This is a genomic window from Bradyrhizobium sp. UFLA05-89 (assembly GCF_059803475.1).
In genome coordinates this window covers 24518-38346 of sequence record NZ_JBANBA010000030.1, presented here as the reverse complement: position 1 = coordinate 38346, position 13829 = coordinate 24518, and the positions used below count along the sequence as shown (strand labels likewise).

The following is a 13829-nucleotide window of genomic DNA, read 5'->3' as shown; positions in this document are numbered from 1 at the left end:
GCTGTGCGTAGATACAGCTACAGCCTGAGCGAGGGCGCCGTCGTTGCTCAGGTCGGGGACGCTTCCGTCCTCTCCTCGTGGCGGTCCTGCGCGCGCGCCAGATCATCGGCGAACTGAAGCACGAGCCGCCGCTTGTCGGGCGGCAGCAACAGAAATGCGCGCACTAGGCGCAGGCCCTCGGCCTCTTCCAGCCATTCGTCCTTCGGTTTCATTGCCACAGTTTCGTGCGATCGGGAAAAATATGCAATCCCTGCAAGCATGCCTTGATTCGGAGCAGCCGGTTTGCTGGAATAGGGCGGGCAGAGGTGGACCATGAAGTGGATCAGGGAACGCGATGCGCTGATCGCGCAGACATTGGCCTTTGTTCAATCCGTGACCGGTCGGAAGGAGGAGCAGCTCCCGACGGGGCCTGATTCCGTGCCCCCTCCGACGGCCGTGGAGGTCGCTTCCGTGATGGCGGTCGAAGAGACCCGTGAGGTCGAGCAGCCGCCGCAGGCGGAGCCGCCGCCCCAGGCCTTCCAAGTCGCGCCGCCCAGGAGATCGGGCGATTTCCGCAGCGAAGTGCAGGCGCGGGTTGCCAACTTCCGCAAGCATCAGGAGCGTTTCGAGCGCGAGCGCGAGGAGTTTTGCCAGTCGACCCTCGCCAAGGTCAGGGACGCCATCAGCACTCCCCCGCCTCGGCCGCCGGCCTCAGGCCACTAGAGCCAGGACCAGACCAGCAGCAGATTGGCCGCACAGGCGCCGAACAGCGCCAGTATGAGCGGCAGGAGCATGTGCTCGCAGGAGGTTTTGAGGCCAGTCATCATGGCCAGAAACATCCGCTGATTCCAGCCGAGGAGTCCCAGGGATTCTTTTTCCTGGGATTCAGGACTCGTTTACGACTCACGCCCGGACGTCCCATTCACGGATCCGTGATCACTCGCCGTCCAATAAAGCCAGGCTGAAACCCTCAATCCGCTCAAGCGTTAAGGCCGTTGCGGGAGGCAGGACCGATGCCGTACGCGCTGTTTTGCAACGACGCCCAACTCAGCAAGGCCTACCCAAGCGAGGCCGATGTCTGGAAATTCGCGCAGCAGAGTGGCCTGGTCGTGGACGTCGCCACCGACGAGGACAGGCCGGGGCCGCGCCGCGTCCTGGACAATGACTACGAAATCAAGCCGTGCCGCATTGGTCCCGACGAGGATCCGGCCAAGAACAAGGCAGACGCCGAGCGGCAATCCCGATTGGAGCTGCAGTTCAATTCGTGAAGATGCGCATCAGGGCGTTGCGACCGCTAGCGATGCCTGCTCGCCCGACAACACCACGCACGCCTTGCGCCGATGCAGGCCGCGGATCGCGCCCGTGACCTTCAGCACCCGGCCCAGTCCGCAGGAGAAATCCTGCACGAAGGCCACCTCATAGGGCGCCAATACCAGCGGTTCGGATTTGAGGATCGTCTGTGCCGAGCACGGCAGCGTGACGAATAACGAGATCACCACCGACGCCAAGATACGCATCTTCGTCATCCCACCCAGCCCGGCAATCAATAATAACGCGTTCCGGCAGCGTGTTCCCTAAGAGGCAAAAATTATTTTTGCTTTACCGCATGCCCATGACGCTGGTGAGACCGTGCTGGTGAGAGTGAGACGAGCTTCCGAAAAAACAAAGGCCGGCGGAGCCGGCCTTTGCAGTGTGTCGTTTGCTGCCTGAGGATCAGTAGCGCGTGGCCGCCGGACCGCCCCAGCCGAAGCGGTAGTTCACGCCGACCTTGACGGTATGCTCGTCCTCCTTGCCGCGGACGCCGACGACGTCGGCCGGGCCGGCGGTGACGGTGGTGCTGCCGAAATTATAATACTGGTACTCGGCCTTGGCCGACCAGTTCGGCGCGAACATGTATTCGAGGCCGGCACCCACGGTGTAACCGTCCTTGCTGTTGCCGGTGGTGCTGACCGCAGTGGCTACGCCGCCGACGCTGGCGCCGAAATTGTTGTTGCGCCAGGCATAGCCGCCCTTGGCGTAGACCAGCGCCGGGCCCCAGGTGTAACCGATGCGGCCGGTGACCGAGCCGAGCTGGTCGGTGTTGGAGGTCACGAGCGTGCCGGCCGGAAACGGGACGCCATTATTGTTGGACGGCAGCCACGAGTACTGGGCCTCGAGACCCACGACCCAATTGGGCGCGAACTGGTAGTCGAAGCCGCCCTGCACGCCACTGAGGAAGCGGGCGTCGGTCGACTGGAAGGTGTTGTCGCCGGCGAACGCACCGCCGACATGGCCACCGATGTAGAAACCGGTCCAGTTATAGATCACCTGCGGCGGCGTATACTCCGGGGCCTTGGTGTAAGGACGCGCCGGAATGTCGGCTGCGGCGGCTGGCGCTGCCAGCGCGAGCACAGTGGCTGCGCCAAGCAAGAACGTCTTCATGGATGATCCCCGTTATCTCGAATTCACCCTCAGCAAACAACGTGGCCTGAATTTGGTTGCTTCGCGGCGATGCCGGAGCCTTGATCGTTCGGTGTCTAATGAGGCCCGCAACAACGGCTTTTTGTTCCCCAGCGTTCCCTCGTCACGACAGATTTTTTCGCTCGCGCGCACACTGCCGTAACTATTTGTCGCAAGAACAAACAACCCCGTTCAAGGCTCCCCGAAATGTGATCAGAGGCTTCCAGCCGCTCCTGTCCTAGCAGGCACAGGTGAAGACGTGCTTTGCGCTACCGCGTCATCTTTTCCAGTTCTGGAAAGGGTGCGTAAACCGCACCCGCGCACATCTCACCGGCCCGCTCGGTGACTCGGTCGGCGCGCCCATTGACGTAGATGATCGCCCGCTCGCGCATCGCCCTGTAGCTGCCGTCGCTCTCGCGCGGGGTGAAGTGCAGACAGCTCACATAGAATGGCCGGCCGCCGACCGTGCGCAGCACCGGATCCGCCATGGCGGCGTCGCGCACGCCGACCGGGTCGTTCAGATAGCTGCGCATGATGGCGAGCGCTTCGCTGCGGAAATTGTCCGGAAAGGGCTGCTGCGCTGGATTTCCCGCATCGTCCACCATGGACGGCCGGCCTCCGTCGCTACCGAAGCAGGCCGCAAGTACCAGCGGCAGCACCAGGACGCTCACGCGTTTTGCCAATTCCCCCACGACTCCCTCTCGACCCGACGCAACGTTCGTTCTAGCGGCAAGGTCGGGCCGAGGGAATTCGCTTCTCGCTTCCAAAACGGCTTAACCGGCCCGCCGCCATCGTTCACGCTTTCGCGAGGCCGATGGCAGTCGGGCCGGCCCTGAACCCTGCGCGCGGTGGCGGGGCAATGTGGGTCGCCACCGCGCGGGACCAGTTGCTAGCTGCGCTTCTCGGTCGTCACCGGCGCGCCCGGCTTGGAGACGTCGGGCTGGGCCTTCGGCTGCTTCTTGGCCGAAAGCATCTTGTGATGATGACGATGCTTGTGGACCGACTTGTGCTCGCTCGGAGCGATGGCGGCGTTCGCGTTCATCGCCTTCGTCTTGGTGTCGAGCTTGGCACCAGTCTTCGCGTCGGTCTTGACGCTGGTCTTGGCGTCAGCCTTGACGCCCTGCTCCGACTTGATCACCGGGGCCTGCGTGGCGGTCTTGCCGGACTCCGCGGCGAAGGCCGGAGCGGCGATGACGGAAGCTGCAAGGAAGGCTGCGGAAATGGTCTTCAACATGGTGTTGTCTCCTCTTTGAAGGATCTTGAGGCGGCGCCCTCTCGCCGACCCTTCGATCATGGGACAGACGTTAGGCGGGGCGCACTGAACCCATTCTGAAGCACGCGAATGGCTTCCATTCATCTCGATGACATCTTTGTCATGTTTCCGGCCGGCGGCCGGGTCACCTCTGTTCCGTGAATAAGCCGAACGGCCGGGAATGTTTTTGCGCCGCGGGTGTTCCCGTCTTGAGGCAATCGTGTAGGATCGCCGCATTCCATACGGGAGAGATAGATGAGCAAAGTTGCAAAGCTTCTGGTTCCGGCACTCCTCTGCATGACGCTGGTCGCCGTGCCGGCAATCCAGAGCGCCTATGCCAACGGCAGCGATAGCCCCTCCGGCTCCGGGTCATCAGATACGACGCCGACCAAGAAAAAGAAGAAGAGCTCCTCTGTCAGCGATCCCAAATTCCTCGCCGCCTATCGCACGGCCTACACCACAATCTATGATCGCCACGACTATGCGAGCGCGATCGACCAGCTCAAGACGCTCAAGCGCGACGACGTCGCCGACGTCGCCAACCTGATCGGCTACTCCTACCGCAAGCTCGGCGACTACAAGCAGTCGCAGGCCTATTACGAGCTGGCCCTCAAGGACGATCCGAACCACGTGCGCACCTGGCAGTATTACGGGCTCTGGCAGCTCGAACAGGGCAACCGCGAACAGGCGCAGTATCACCTGAACAAGATTGCCTCGCTCGTCGGCACCGGCAGCGAGGAATATCGCTCGCTTGCCGCGGCGCTCGACAAGCCGACGGGCGCGACGCTCGTCTACTGAGGACTGCTCCACTTTAGAGACCGATGAGCCGGTGCAACCCTCGGGGGTTGCGCCGGCTCTGTTTTGTCGGCTAGCATTCGCAAAAGGGCTTCTCCTTCGCGTATGGTGGGCAATGGATGCGTGGTTACGAGCCGCGATCGACTACATCGGCTCATGGATCGAATTTCAACTGATCGGATCTCAGCAGCCAGGCCTCATCATCGCGATCGCCCATCGCGGCGAAGTCGTCGCTGAGCATGCGTTCGGCCTTGCGAATCTCGACACCGGCGAGAAGCTGACGCCGCGGCACCGCTTTCGCATCGCCTCCCATTCCAAGAGCTTCACCGCCGCCGGCATCCTGAAACTGCGCGAGCAGCGCATGCTGCGGCTCGACGATCCGGTGGGCCAATATGTCGGCGGCCTGCATCCGCGCGTTGCCGAGACGACGATCGCCCAGTTGCTCTCCCATAGCGCAGGCCTGACGCGGGACGGCGCCGACTCCGGCCAGTTCATCGACAGCCGTCCCTATCTCGACGAGAAGGAGCTGTTGGCGGAGCTGCAAATGCCCACCGCGATCGAACCCGGCACGCGCTTCAAATACTCCAATCACGGCTTTGGCCTGATCGGGCTCGTGATCGAAGCCGTCACGAAAGAGCCCTACCCCGCCTGGATCAAGCGCGAGATCATAGCAGCCGCCGGCCTACGCGAAACCGAGCCGAGCGCGCCGCCTGCCAAGGGCGCACCGTTCGCCCGCGGCCACACGCGCAGGCTACCGCTCGGCGAGCGCTGCGTGATTCCGGGCGATAACCTCACCCACGCGATGACGGCGGCCGCCGGCTTCGTCGCAACCGCCGCCGACACGGCGCGCTTCTTCGCGCAGCTCGCACCCAATGCAAGGAAGAGCGTGCTGTCGGTCGCGAGCCGGCGGGAAATGACGCGGCATCATTGGCGTATTCCGCAGGGTTTCGAGTGCTATTACGGCCTCGGCGTCAACGCCAGCAGAGACGACGGCTGGGACTGGTTCGGTCATAGCGGTGGCTTCCAGGGCTACGTCTCAAGGACGTGCTCCATTCCGGCCTGCGAGCTCGCGATCACGATGCTCAGCAACTGCATCGACGGCGCCGCGCCGATCTGGATGGACGGCGCGATGCAGATCCTGCGCGCGTTCCAGAACCGTGGGACGCCTAACCGGCGTGTGCGCGACTGGACCGGCCGCTGGTGGACGATCTGGGGCGCGGTCGATCTCGTGCCGATGGGCAACCGCGTCGTGGTCGCCAATCCGCACTTCAACAATCCGTTCATGGATGCTGCCGAGATCGAAGTCACCGGCCGCGATTCCGGCACCTTCGCCGCAGCCGCCGGCTACGCCAGCCATGGCGAGCCGGTGCGCCGCATCCGCAACACGCGCGGCAAGGTCCGCGGCATCTGGCTCGGCGGCATCAACGTCAAGCCGGAGAGCGTTGTCGCCAACGAGATCGCGCGCAAATATACGCCGCGGAAACGCCGGCCTACTGTTTGATCATCGCCTCGACCTCGGCGCGAAACGCCTGCCGCGAGCCATCGCGCGAGTAGAACATGTGGCCGCCGGGATAGACCACGAGCTTGACGCGCGGCGCTGAGGCAAAGGCGGGCAACTGGTCGAGCACGATCTGCGAGCCGAAATAAGGTGTGGCCAGATCGAACAGGCCGTGTCCAACCAACACCGTCATCTTCGCGTCTGTTGCCAGGATCTGGCGCAGCTCCGACACCGACTGCGCGGGATTGATGCCGTGGCCGAAATCCCAGGCCCGTTCGACCGCGCCATTGAGCACCTCATACGAGCCGTCCGGCCGCCAGTTCAGCTTGCGCGTGAGGAGATCGACGGCGGCGCTGGTCAGCGGCGCCTGAAGCGTGTCGCCAGAGGGATCGCCGAAACGGAAGCTGCTGGAATCCGGATAGGGATCAAAGCCGCGCACGGAGGCATCGTAGCGGCCGGTCACCTTGCCGTTCTTGCGGTCGAGCTCGCGGCGGAATTCGCCGACGTCGAAGCGGCCCGCGAGCCTGCGGCTCACCGCCTGGTCGATTCCCGTCAGCGTGGCGACCTTGTCGGACAGCCGTGTGGCCGCCTCCCTGTCCGCCTCGCCTTTGACGAGATCGGCCAGGAACTCGCCGCGCGCGTAGGCTTCGATGTCGGCGAGATCGGCCCGTTTCACCGGCCCCTTGGCTTCGCGCACGGTCGCGACATAGCTCGGCAGCGTTGCGACATATTGCAGGAGGCTCGTGCCGGTGAACTCGCGGAAGTCGAACAGCGGCGAGATCATGATCAGGCCGTTGACGCCGACGCCCTGCTGCATCTGCAACTGGCGCACGACCTTCGGCCCGCGAATGCCGCCATAGCTTTCGCCCGCGACATATTTTGGCGACAGCAGCCGGTCGTGCTTCTCGAGCCAGCGGCGTATGACCAGCGCGAGTGCGCTGACATCGCCGTCGACGGAAAAGAACCGCCTGCGGACATCCTCGCCTGTCGCCACGAAGCGGCTATAGCCGGTCCCGACCGGATCTATGAAGACGAGGTCGGTGAAATCGAGCCAGGTCTCCGCATTGGGCTTCACCTCCGGAGAGGTCGATGGCGTGACCTCGTCGGCATTGATCGGCAGCCGCCACGGGCCGGCATTGCCGAGCTGCAGCCAGGCCGACGATGCGCCCGGCCCCCCGTTGAAGAAGAACATGACCGGGCGCGTGGCGCGATCGGTGCCGTCGAGCTGATACGAGGTATAGGCGATCTCGGCCTGCGGCTCGCCCTTGTCGTCGAACACGCGGATGGAGCCTGCTGTGGCGGCGAAGGCGAGCGTCCGCCCGGGCAGCTCGACCGTCTGCCGGGTGGTGGAGTCCGGTGGCAGGCGATGCTGCTCGGCGGTGGACGGCGTGCTCGGCGTCTGGCCGGCGCGCGCGCCGGGACCACCCTTCTGTCCGGCGGGCGTCGCGGCATCGGGACGCTGCGGCGGGTCGTCCGCGTGGGCCGGCCCGAGCGTGGCAAAGGCGAGGAGCGCCAGCAAAAGCCCCCCGCGGCGAAGCGCCGCCGATGTGATGGTCACGCTGCTCACTCCCTATTATCCGCTACAGGCGGTAGCACAAGATTGCGACAATGGCACGGCATCACGGCCTATTGACCGTTTGCCATGGCGCGGGGTCGCGCTCGACAACAACGGCCGAGGTCGTATAGGACGACCTCGGCACACTTTTTCGAGCCGGCCAGACCCTTTCGAGCCTCGCAATTTCATGACAAAGCCCAAGCGATATGATCGGATCGCCTTCGTCGCCAGCGCGGGCACTGAGGCCCAGGAAGCCTATACGCAGCTGACCGGGTTGTACGGCAATTGCGTGCCCGATGAAGCGGACGTCGTCGTGGCGCTCGGCGGCGACGGACTTATGCTGCAAACGCTGCACCAGAACATGCGCACGGGAAAGCCGATCTACGGCATGCACCGCGGCACCGTCGGCTTCCTGATGAACGAATACTCGACGGTCGACCTGCGCGTGCGCCTCGAGGCCGCCCATGTGTCCGTGATCCATCCGCTGCTGATGCGCGCCACCGACGTGCAGGGCGCGGTGCACATTCATCACGCGATCAACGAGGTCGCCCTGTTTCGTCAGACCTATCAGGTGGCGCGGCTGAAGATCCTGGTCGACGAGCATGAGCGCATGTCCGAGCTGATGGCCGACGGCATCATGGTGGCGACGCCTGCTGGCTCGACCGCGTACAATCTCTCCGCCCAGGGGCCCATCCTGCCGATCAATGCCGCCCTGCTCGCGCTCACACCGATCAGCCCCTTTCGTCCGCGCCGCTGGCGCGGCGCCCTCCTCCCCAACACCGCCTATGTCGTGTTCGAGGTGCTCGATTGCGAGAAGCGTCCGGTCGCAGCGGTCGCCGACCATGACGAGGTACGCGACGTCCGCCGCGTCGAGGTGCTGTCCGACAAGACCATCTCGATGCGGATGCTGTTCGACCCTGGCCACAGCCTGGAAGAGCGGATTCTGCGCGAGCAGTTCGGCTACTAGAGCTGTATCAGAACCTGCTCGCAGGCCGCGGGAGGGCAACGCTTCGTTAACCTCAGACGCGATATGGTTAACGAAGTTTGACCGCTTCGGCCTGGGCGTCATGTTCCGCATCGATTTCAACAAGCTGCGCTTCCTCGTCTGCGACGACAATCCGCATATGCGCCGCATTCTGCGGACGCTGTTGCATTCCTTCGGCGCGCGCGAGGTCTACGAGGCCGAGGACGGCGCCACGGCACTCGAAATGTACAGCCACTACGTGCCCGACATCGTTATCACAGACTGGGCGATGCCGATCTTCGACGGGCTCGAGCTGGCGCAGATGATCCGGCAGCCGGAATCCAAGGGTAACCCCTACGCGCCGATCATCATGCTGACAGGTCACTCCGAAAAACGCCGCGTCACCGTGGCGCGCGATGCCGGCGTCACCGAGTTTCTAGCCAAGCCGATCTCGGCCAAGGGACTCTACCAGCGCATCCTGAACGTGGTCGCCAATCCCCGGCCCTTCATCAAGACCAAGACCTATTTCGGGCCCGATCGCCGCCGCAACACCAGCTCCGCCTATATGGGCCCCGAGCGCCGCGTCGGCGAAAAGCACGAGGTGCTGCAGCAGCCCTCGCTGCTCGACAAAGCGCGGTCCTCCATCTAGCTGAAACCCTCAACCATCGAGGCAGGCATCATGGCCAGGAACAGCCCCAAGGACATTGAGGTCAAGGCTTTCGCCACCCACCACGTGATCACGCAGCCCAATCCGCTGCGCAAGGTGCTGCGCCGGGTCGAGGAAAAGGACATGGACGACCCGGTCGGCCGCGCCGAGCAGGCGCTCGCCGGACTCTCCGGGGAATTCAAGGACTGGATGGCGATCGAAGCGGGACGGCTGGCTGCGGCCTACGCGGTCGTGCAGAAGGACGGCTTTACCAAGGAGGCGCGCGACGAGCTGTTTCGTGCAGCCCACGACATCAAGGGCGATGCCGCGACGTTCGGTTATCCGTCCGCCGCGGTCATCGCCGAAAGCCTGTGCCGTGTCATCGAGCATGCGCCGGATCTTGCCAAGGTGCCGGGCGAGCTCTTCTCGCACCACATCAACGCCATCCACGCCATCGTGCACGAGAACACCAAGCTCGACAGCCTGAGCGTCTCGGGCGAGCTCAGTCGTCGCTTGCGCAGGGTTGCCGACGACTATCTCGCCCACGTCAACCGCGACCGCCCTGAGCATCTCGAAGCGATTCTGGCGCCGAGCATCGTGCCGGGAGAATGACTTTCCGCGTTGAATAATTTTCCGCGTTGAAGGTTGCCGGGCGGGCAGAGGCGCTCTTGCGCTGTGCTCACCATCTTGCCCCGACTCTCAACAGAAGCGGTGGGCACGCTTCGCTTTGCCCACTCTACCACTACGAAGCTCGGCTCACGCAGCGATCAGGTCGTCCTGGAGCGCCTCCTCCGCGACGAGCTCGTCGCAGAACAGGCGCGCTTCCTCGCGCGCAGATTCCGTCGCGAAGCGGCGCAGCAGGATGAGCAGCGGCTCGGTCGCGCCGCGATCGGTCTCGCAATGGGTGAGCACGCGCTCGACCATGCGCCGGCGCAGCCGCGCGGCGCCATCGTAGGTGTCGACAAAGCCGCTCTCGTGGCAGGCCTCGAGCGCAACATGGAACGCGGCGAAGGTCGATTCCGGAAAGCCCGCCCGGCGCAGAAGCGCATGCAGGCTGGCTCCGCCGCGATCGTGCAGCAGCGCCGCGACGCGCGCCGGCGGCATCTCAGACAATTCCGCAAGCGCCGCATTGAACAATTCGAGATTGCCTGACAATAGCGCGCGCAGGATCAGGCCTGCGGTGAGCTGGCCGGTCGCGCGCAGGTGACGCACGAGGCCTTGCATGTCCTCGCCGCGCGAGCGCGCCGCGATGTTGACGGTAGAGCGGTCGCGGGCCTCGGTCGCGATACGCTCGGCGCGATCGGCACTCAGCCAGTTGCGGGCGATCACGAACTGCGCCAGCGTCTCGGAGAGCTTTGCGACCAGCGCAGCGCGCGTGGCCGCCGGCAGGTCCTCGAGCACCAGCAACGCCTCGCGGATCGCGGCGAGATGGCCGTGACGCTCGACGATACGGTCCCAGGAGAACGGCGCGAGCTCGGCGTAGGGATTTTCGATCAGCTCGAGCGCCGCTGCCGCGCAGCCGACTTCGGCGATCGCGGCACAGACCGACGCAGGCAGCGCGATGCGGCGGGCGATGGCGCATTGCACCTCGCAATTGCCGGTCGCGACGATGTCGACGAGGTCGGCATCGATCAGGAGCGGTGAATGTTCGAGCACGGGAAGCGCGACCGACGGCTGGTCGGTCGACAGCGCCTGGACGATTGCCGCCGGGGCCTCGGTCGAGCGCGCGAAGGCTTCCGCCATGGCCTGGCGTACCAGCGGCGACGGATCGTCGAGCAGCATCAACAGCGCGCCTTCGGCGGCGACGCGATCGTCGTGTGAAAGGTCTGAAATCAACCAGGCACGGGCCAACGCCCGTGTTGCCTCTGCCCGCTCACCGGCGGACGCAGTCCTGATCCAATTGATAAACTGCCGAACGATCATGGTGCTTCCGGCCTACGCAACCAAACGAAACGGTGACACCCGTCACCCGCAAGACAAAATAAACCACGACGCTTAACAAAGCGTTCACCATAACCGACTGGTTTTATTGACGTTTTGTTAAGGGCTGCAAGTTTTGCAGCGCGAGCCTAGCTCGAGAAGGTGCCGCTGCGATCGCTGAAGAGGTCGAGCGGCTGCGGCGCGCGAACGTCGGGCGTCGCATTCGTAACCGAGGTGAGTGAGGCGTTATCGCCCCACAATTTCTGCACGGTGGCCGAAACCGGCTGCGTGCTGTCGCCGGGCTGATAGATCGAGCGAAACACCGGCGTACTCGGCGAATTATCCGCCACCGTGGTTGCGGAGGTCGCGCTGACTGGCGTCGCCACGCGCGTATCCGGGAAGGTCTGAAGATAGGCAGCGTTGTTGATCAGCGACGTTGGCTGTACACCGTTCGCGCTCGCGACCTGCGTCGTCGACGGAGTGTCGCCGTACATGGCGATCGCGCTCCGCGTCGATTTCGAATTCGCGGCGCTGGCGTAGCGCGAGTCCAGCACCGAATAGACTTCCGAGACGCTGCGCGCCCGGCCGTCCTTGGCATAGAAGATCGAACGGTTGGCTGCGGCGGCATTAGGGAATAGCCGCGCACCGACGGCTTGCGGATTGTCCTCCGCGTTGGCGATCAGCTTGGCCGCGCCGCCGACGCCCATGAAGTGCGCCATGTAGAGTTCGCTGTCGCTCGGACGCCGGCCGAGCAGGCCGGTCAGCTTGAAGCTATTCGACTGCGTCAGCACCGCGGCCATGCTCGATGCGGCCTCGGGGTCGTCGCGCAGCTTCATGATCGAGCTCCGCATGGTCGGGTCGGCGACGGTGTAGCTGCCGGAGGAGGTCTTGGTGATGGCATCGGCATAACTGCCGTAGCCGAGCTGTGTGCCCGCCTCCTTCACGGTGCCGAGCCAGGTCTGGTCGATGAACTGATAGAGCCCGTGCGCAGACGAGGTCGATGCACCCGCGGTCGGATTGAAATCCGATTCCATCTTCGCGGTGGTCAGCATGTATTCGAAGCTGACGCCGGTGAGATTGGAGGCCTGCTTGATCGCGCCGGTCACACGCGCCCGCGACGGGTCGATCCCCGCCGTCGTCGTGGCACTAGAATTGTCGACCGACATATTGGGCAGCCCCGCTCCGCGCGGCGTTGGTGACGCCGGCAATTCGGCGCCATGTCGTCTCACGGTGGGACAGGTATGGTTAATGCCGGGTTAATACGCCCCCCGGCGCTTCCGGGGGGCGCGATCAGATTACTTCTTATAGACCGCGTCGGGATCGAACAGCCGCTCAGCCTCGACGAAGACAAGCCTCGCGCTCCCATCATCGGCTTCCACCTTGCGGTAGAAGCAGGACCTGCGGCCGGTGTGGCAGGCTGCGCCGACCTGCTCGACCCGGATCCAGACGGCGTCCTGGTCGCAATCCGTGCGAATCTCGACGACGTGCTGGGTTTGACCTGACGTCTCACCCTTTCGCCATAACGCATTGCGCGAGCGGCTGAAGTACCAGGCTTCACCCGTCGCAATCGTTTTGCGCAACGCCTCATCATTCATATGGGCGACCATCAGCACGTCGCCGGTCGCAGCATCCGTCGCCACGCACGTGACGAGGCCGGCCGCGTCGAATTTGGGCTGGAAGCTCAGCCCTTCCTCGATGTCGTGGGAGTGCGTGGACACGAGACCCCTCGCTGGCGCATGATCCGGAAAAGTGTGCAGCGGTTTTCCGAGAAGATCATGCTCAAAAAATAAATCAAAGCGCGATGATGTCAGCCAGTCTGACATCATCGCGCTTTGGCTCAACGAGGGTCAGCGCGGTGAGCCTCGCACCAGGGACAGGAAGCGGGCCTGCTCCGCCGGATTATCGCGAAACATGCCAGTGAAGCGGCTGGTGAACGTCATCGCGCCATGCTTGGCGACGCCGCGCACCGACATGCAGGTATGCTCGGCCTCGACCAGCACCGCAACGCCACGGGGCTTTAGGATCTCGTCGATCGCGGCCGCGATCTGCGCGGTCAGATGCTCCTGGGTCTGGAGCCTGCGGGCGAAAATGTCGGTCAGCCGCGCGAGCTTGGAGAGGCCAACGACGCGCTCGACCGGCGTATAGGCGATGTGTGCCTTGCCGTAGAACGGCATCATGTGGTGCTCGCACTGCGAGGTGAACTCGATGTCGCGCACCAGCACGAAGTCGTCGTAGCCGGCGGTCTCGCCAAAGGTGCGGTCCAGCACCTCGGCCGGACACTGGTGGTAACCCTGATAGAGCTCGTCGAAGGCCTCGACCACGCGACGCGGCGTGTCGAGAAGCCCCTCGCGATCGGTGTTCTCGCCAATATAGGCAAGCAGCGTCTTCACCGCCTGCTCGGCCTCGGCGCGCGCCGGGCGCGGCTGGTCGGCGCGGACGGCGGCCGCGAGAAATTCAGCAGGATCAAGCTCGGCAGGGCGATCGACCTGCTTGTCGGAAGGCTTGCTGGGGCGGATGGATTTGATCAACGCGTCCATGTCAACTCCGTTCGACGGCCTTGCGGCCGGAGTGTCACCGGCAGACGGGGCGGTCTAGCCGCCGGACGCCTGAGAGAGAACAACCAAATTTGGCGATCAACCGCCCCCGCCTCGACGTCGGATACGAGGTGCTCGACCACCGCCGACAAGGCTACCGGGCTGTTTTTCCGCCAGTTCCAACCCTATATAAGACCGAGGACGGCGGCCGCCAAGGCCGATCCAGCCGGAAGCCGCCCGGAAGGTC

At 64.3% G+C, this 13829-nt stretch carries 17 protein-coding genes; 7 read left to right on the top strand and 10 right to left on the bottom strand.

The genetic code is table 11. The annotated features are described in order from the left end of the window. Nucleotides 1-47: 47 nt before the first annotated feature. Nucleotides 48-212 carry a hypothetical protein gene (locus SO139_RS17805; RefSeq protein ID WP_449381211.1) on the bottom strand — a complete coding sequence of 55 codons (165 nt, stop codon included), beginning with the start codon at nt 210-212 and terminating at the stop codon, nt 48-50. Between the two features lie 100 nt (nt 213-312). Here SO139_RS17805 and SO139_RS17800 point away from each other — a divergent pair, with 100 nt between their 5' ends. Next, nucleotides 313-702: a hypothetical protein gene (locus SO139_RS17800; RefSeq protein ID WP_449381210.1), complete on the top strand. Its 390-nt coding sequence runs from the start codon at nt 313-315 to the stop codon at nt 700-702. Nucleotides 703-992: 290 nt separating this feature from the next. Further along, complete coding sequence (locus tag SO139_RS17795) at nt 993-1247, top strand: hypothetical protein (RefSeq protein ID WP_498540327.1); 255 nt, start codon at nt 993-995, stop codon at nt 1245-1247. A gap of 9 nt (nt 1248-1256) precedes the next feature. Here SO139_RS17795 and SO139_RS17790 read toward each other — a convergent pair whose 3' ends face one another. The 4 genes from SO139_RS17790 to SO139_RS17775 all read right to left on the bottom strand — a co-directional run bounded on the left by SO139_RS17790 (nt 1257) and on the right by SO139_RS17775 (nt 3652). After that, nucleotides 1257-1496 carry a hypothetical protein gene (locus tag SO139_RS17790; protein ID WP_449381208.1) on the bottom strand — a complete coding sequence of 80 codons (240 nt, stop codon included), beginning with the start codon at nt 1494-1496 and terminating at the stop codon, nt 1257-1259. A 196-nt stretch (nt 1497-1692) separates the two neighbouring features. Next, nucleotides 1693-2400 (bottom strand): outer membrane protein, encoded by a 708-nt coding sequence (locus SO139_RS17785; protein ID WP_498540326.1) that lies wholly within the window; start codon nt 2398-2400, stop codon nt 1693-1695. Nucleotides 2401-2687: 287 nt separating this feature from the next. Next, nucleotides 2688-3110 carry a hypothetical protein gene (locus tag SO139_RS17780; protein WP_449381206.1) on the bottom strand — a complete coding sequence of 141 codons (423 nt, stop codon included), beginning with the start codon at nt 3108-3110 and terminating at the stop codon, nt 2688-2690. Nucleotides 3111-3307: 197 nt separating this feature from the next. Then, the gene (locus SO139_RS17775; RefSeq protein WP_449381205.1) at nt 3308-3652 is read right to left on the bottom strand and encodes a His-rich protein BRANT; all 345 of its coding nucleotides are present in this window, start codon (nt 3650-3652) and stop codon (nt 3308-3310) included. Between the two features lie 273 nt (nt 3653-3925). Between SO139_RS17775 and SO139_RS17770 the strand changes: the two genes are divergently transcribed. Continuing rightward, nucleotides 3926-4468, top strand: coding sequence for a tetratricopeptide repeat protein (locus tag SO139_RS17770; RefSeq protein WP_498540325.1), 543 nt, complete (start codon nt 3926-3928; stop codon nt 4466-4468). A gap of 112 nt (nt 4469-4580) precedes the next feature. Next, nucleotides 4581-5966, top strand: coding sequence for a serine hydrolase domain-containing protein (locus SO139_RS17765; protein ID WP_498540324.1), 1386 nt, complete (start codon nt 4581-4583; stop codon nt 5964-5966). Here SO139_RS17765 and SO139_RS17760 read toward each other — a convergent pair. Next, complete coding sequence (locus SO139_RS17760) at nt 5956-7521, bottom strand: S10 family peptidase (RefSeq protein WP_498540323.1); 1566 nt, start codon at nt 7519-7521, stop codon at nt 5956-5958. The two genes, SO139_RS17765 and SO139_RS17760, sit on opposite strands and share 11 nt — an antisense overlap. Nucleotides 7522-7705: 184 nt before the next feature. Here SO139_RS17760 and SO139_RS17755 point away from each other — a divergent pair, with 184 nt between their 5' ends. The 3 genes from SO139_RS17755 (at nt 7706) to SO139_RS17745 (ending at nt 9740) form a co-directional block, all read left to right on the top strand. Next, nucleotides 7706-8485 (top strand): NAD kinase, encoded by a 780-nt coding sequence (locus SO139_RS17755; protein WP_449381201.1) that lies wholly within the window; start codon nt 7706-7708, stop codon nt 8483-8485. A gap of 100 nt (nt 8486-8585) precedes the next feature. Further along, on the top strand, nt 8586-9131 hold the full coding sequence (locus SO139_RS17750; RefSeq protein ID WP_027525630.1) for a response regulator: 546 nt from the start codon (nt 8586-8588) through the stop codon (nt 9129-9131). Nucleotides 9132-9161: 30 nt separating this feature from the next. Beyond that, nucleotides 9162-9740, top strand: coding sequence for an Hpt domain-containing protein (locus tag SO139_RS17745; protein WP_498540322.1), 579 nt, complete (start codon nt 9162-9164; stop codon nt 9738-9740). A 144-nt stretch (nt 9741-9884) separates the two neighbouring features. Here the strand turns inward: SO139_RS17745 and SO139_RS17740 are convergent, their stop codons facing one another. The 4 genes from SO139_RS17740 to folE form a co-directional block, all read right to left on the bottom strand. After that, entirely contained in the window at nt 9885-11051 is a 1167-nt protein-coding gene (locus SO139_RS17740) for a DUF2336 domain-containing protein (RefSeq protein ID WP_498540321.1), read from the bottom strand. 146 nt (nt 11052-11197) lie between these two features. After that, nucleotides 11198-12214, bottom strand: coding sequence for a lysozyme family protein (locus SO139_RS17735; RefSeq protein ID WP_498540320.1), 1017 nt, complete (start codon nt 12212-12214; stop codon nt 11198-11200). 129 nt (nt 12215-12343) lie between these two features. Further along, complete coding sequence (gene hisI / locus SO139_RS17730; protein WP_498540319.1) at nt 12344-12766, bottom strand: phosphoribosyl-AMP cyclohydrolase; 423 nt, start codon at nt 12764-12766, stop codon at nt 12344-12346. Nucleotides 12767-12895: 129 nt separating this feature from the next. Further along, a complete protein-coding gene (gene folE, locus SO139_RS17725) occupies nt 12896-13585 on the bottom strand; it encodes a GTP cyclohydrolase I FolE (protein WP_449381196.1) in 690 nt (229 codons plus the stop codon). Nucleotides 13586-13829 lie beyond the last annotated feature (244 nt).

What these genes read in the sequence shown, in the direction of transcription:
- SO139_RS17790 (WP_449381208.1), bottom strand. Translation starts at nt 1,496, where the DNA reads ATGCGTATCTTGGCGTCGGTGGTGATCTCGTTATTCGTCACGCTGCCG.
- SO139_RS17800 (WP_449381210.1), top strand. Translation starts at nt 313, where the DNA reads ATGAAGTGGATCAGGGAACGCGATGCGCTGATCGCGCAGACATTGGCC.
- SO139_RS17755 (WP_449381201.1), top strand. Translation starts at nt 7,706, where the DNA reads ATGACAAAGCCCAAGCGATATGATCGGATCGCCTTCGTCGCCAGCGCG.
- SO139_RS17740 (WP_498540321.1), bottom strand. Translation starts at nt 11,051, where the DNA reads ATGATCGTTCGGCAGTTTATCAATTGGATCAGGACTGCGTCCGCCGGT.
- SO139_RS17775 (WP_449381205.1), bottom strand. Translation starts at nt 3,652, where the DNA reads ATGTTGAAGACCATTTCCGCAGCCTTCCTTGCAGCTTCCGTCATCGCC.
- SO139_RS17770 (WP_498540325.1), top strand. Translation starts at nt 3,926, where the DNA reads ATGAGCAAAGTTGCAAAGCTTCTGGTTCCGGCACTCCTCTGCATGACG.
- SO139_RS17795 (WP_498540327.1), top strand. Translation starts at nt 993, where the DNA reads ATGCCGTACGCGCTGTTTTGCAACGACGCCCAACTCAGCAAGGCCTAC.
- SO139_RS17735 (WP_498540320.1), bottom strand. Translation starts at nt 12,214, where the DNA reads ATGTCGGTCGACAATTCTAGTGCCACGACGACGGCGGGGATCGACCCG.
- SO139_RS17805 (WP_449381211.1), bottom strand. Translation starts at nt 212, where the DNA reads ATGAAACCGAAGGACGAATGGCTGGAAGAGGCCGAGGGCCTGCGCCTA.
- SO139_RS17765 (WP_498540324.1), top strand. Translation starts at nt 4,581, where the DNA reads ATGGATGCGTGGTTACGAGCCGCGATCGACTACATCGGCTCATGGATC.
- SO139_RS17785 (WP_498540326.1), bottom strand. Translation starts at nt 2,400, where the DNA reads ATGAAGACGTTCTTGCTTGGCGCAGCCACTGTGCTCGCGCTGGCAGCG.
- SO139_RS17745 (WP_498540322.1), top strand. Translation starts at nt 9,162, where the DNA reads ATGGCCAGGAACAGCCCCAAGGACATTGAGGTCAAGGCTTTCGCCACC.
- folE (WP_449381196.1), bottom strand. Translation starts at nt 13,585, where the DNA reads ATGGACGCGTTGATCAAATCCATCCGCCCCAGCAAGCCTTCCGACAAG.
- SO139_RS17750 (WP_027525630.1), top strand. Translation starts at nt 8,586, where the DNA reads ATGTTCCGCATCGATTTCAACAAGCTGCGCTTCCTCGTCTGCGACGAC.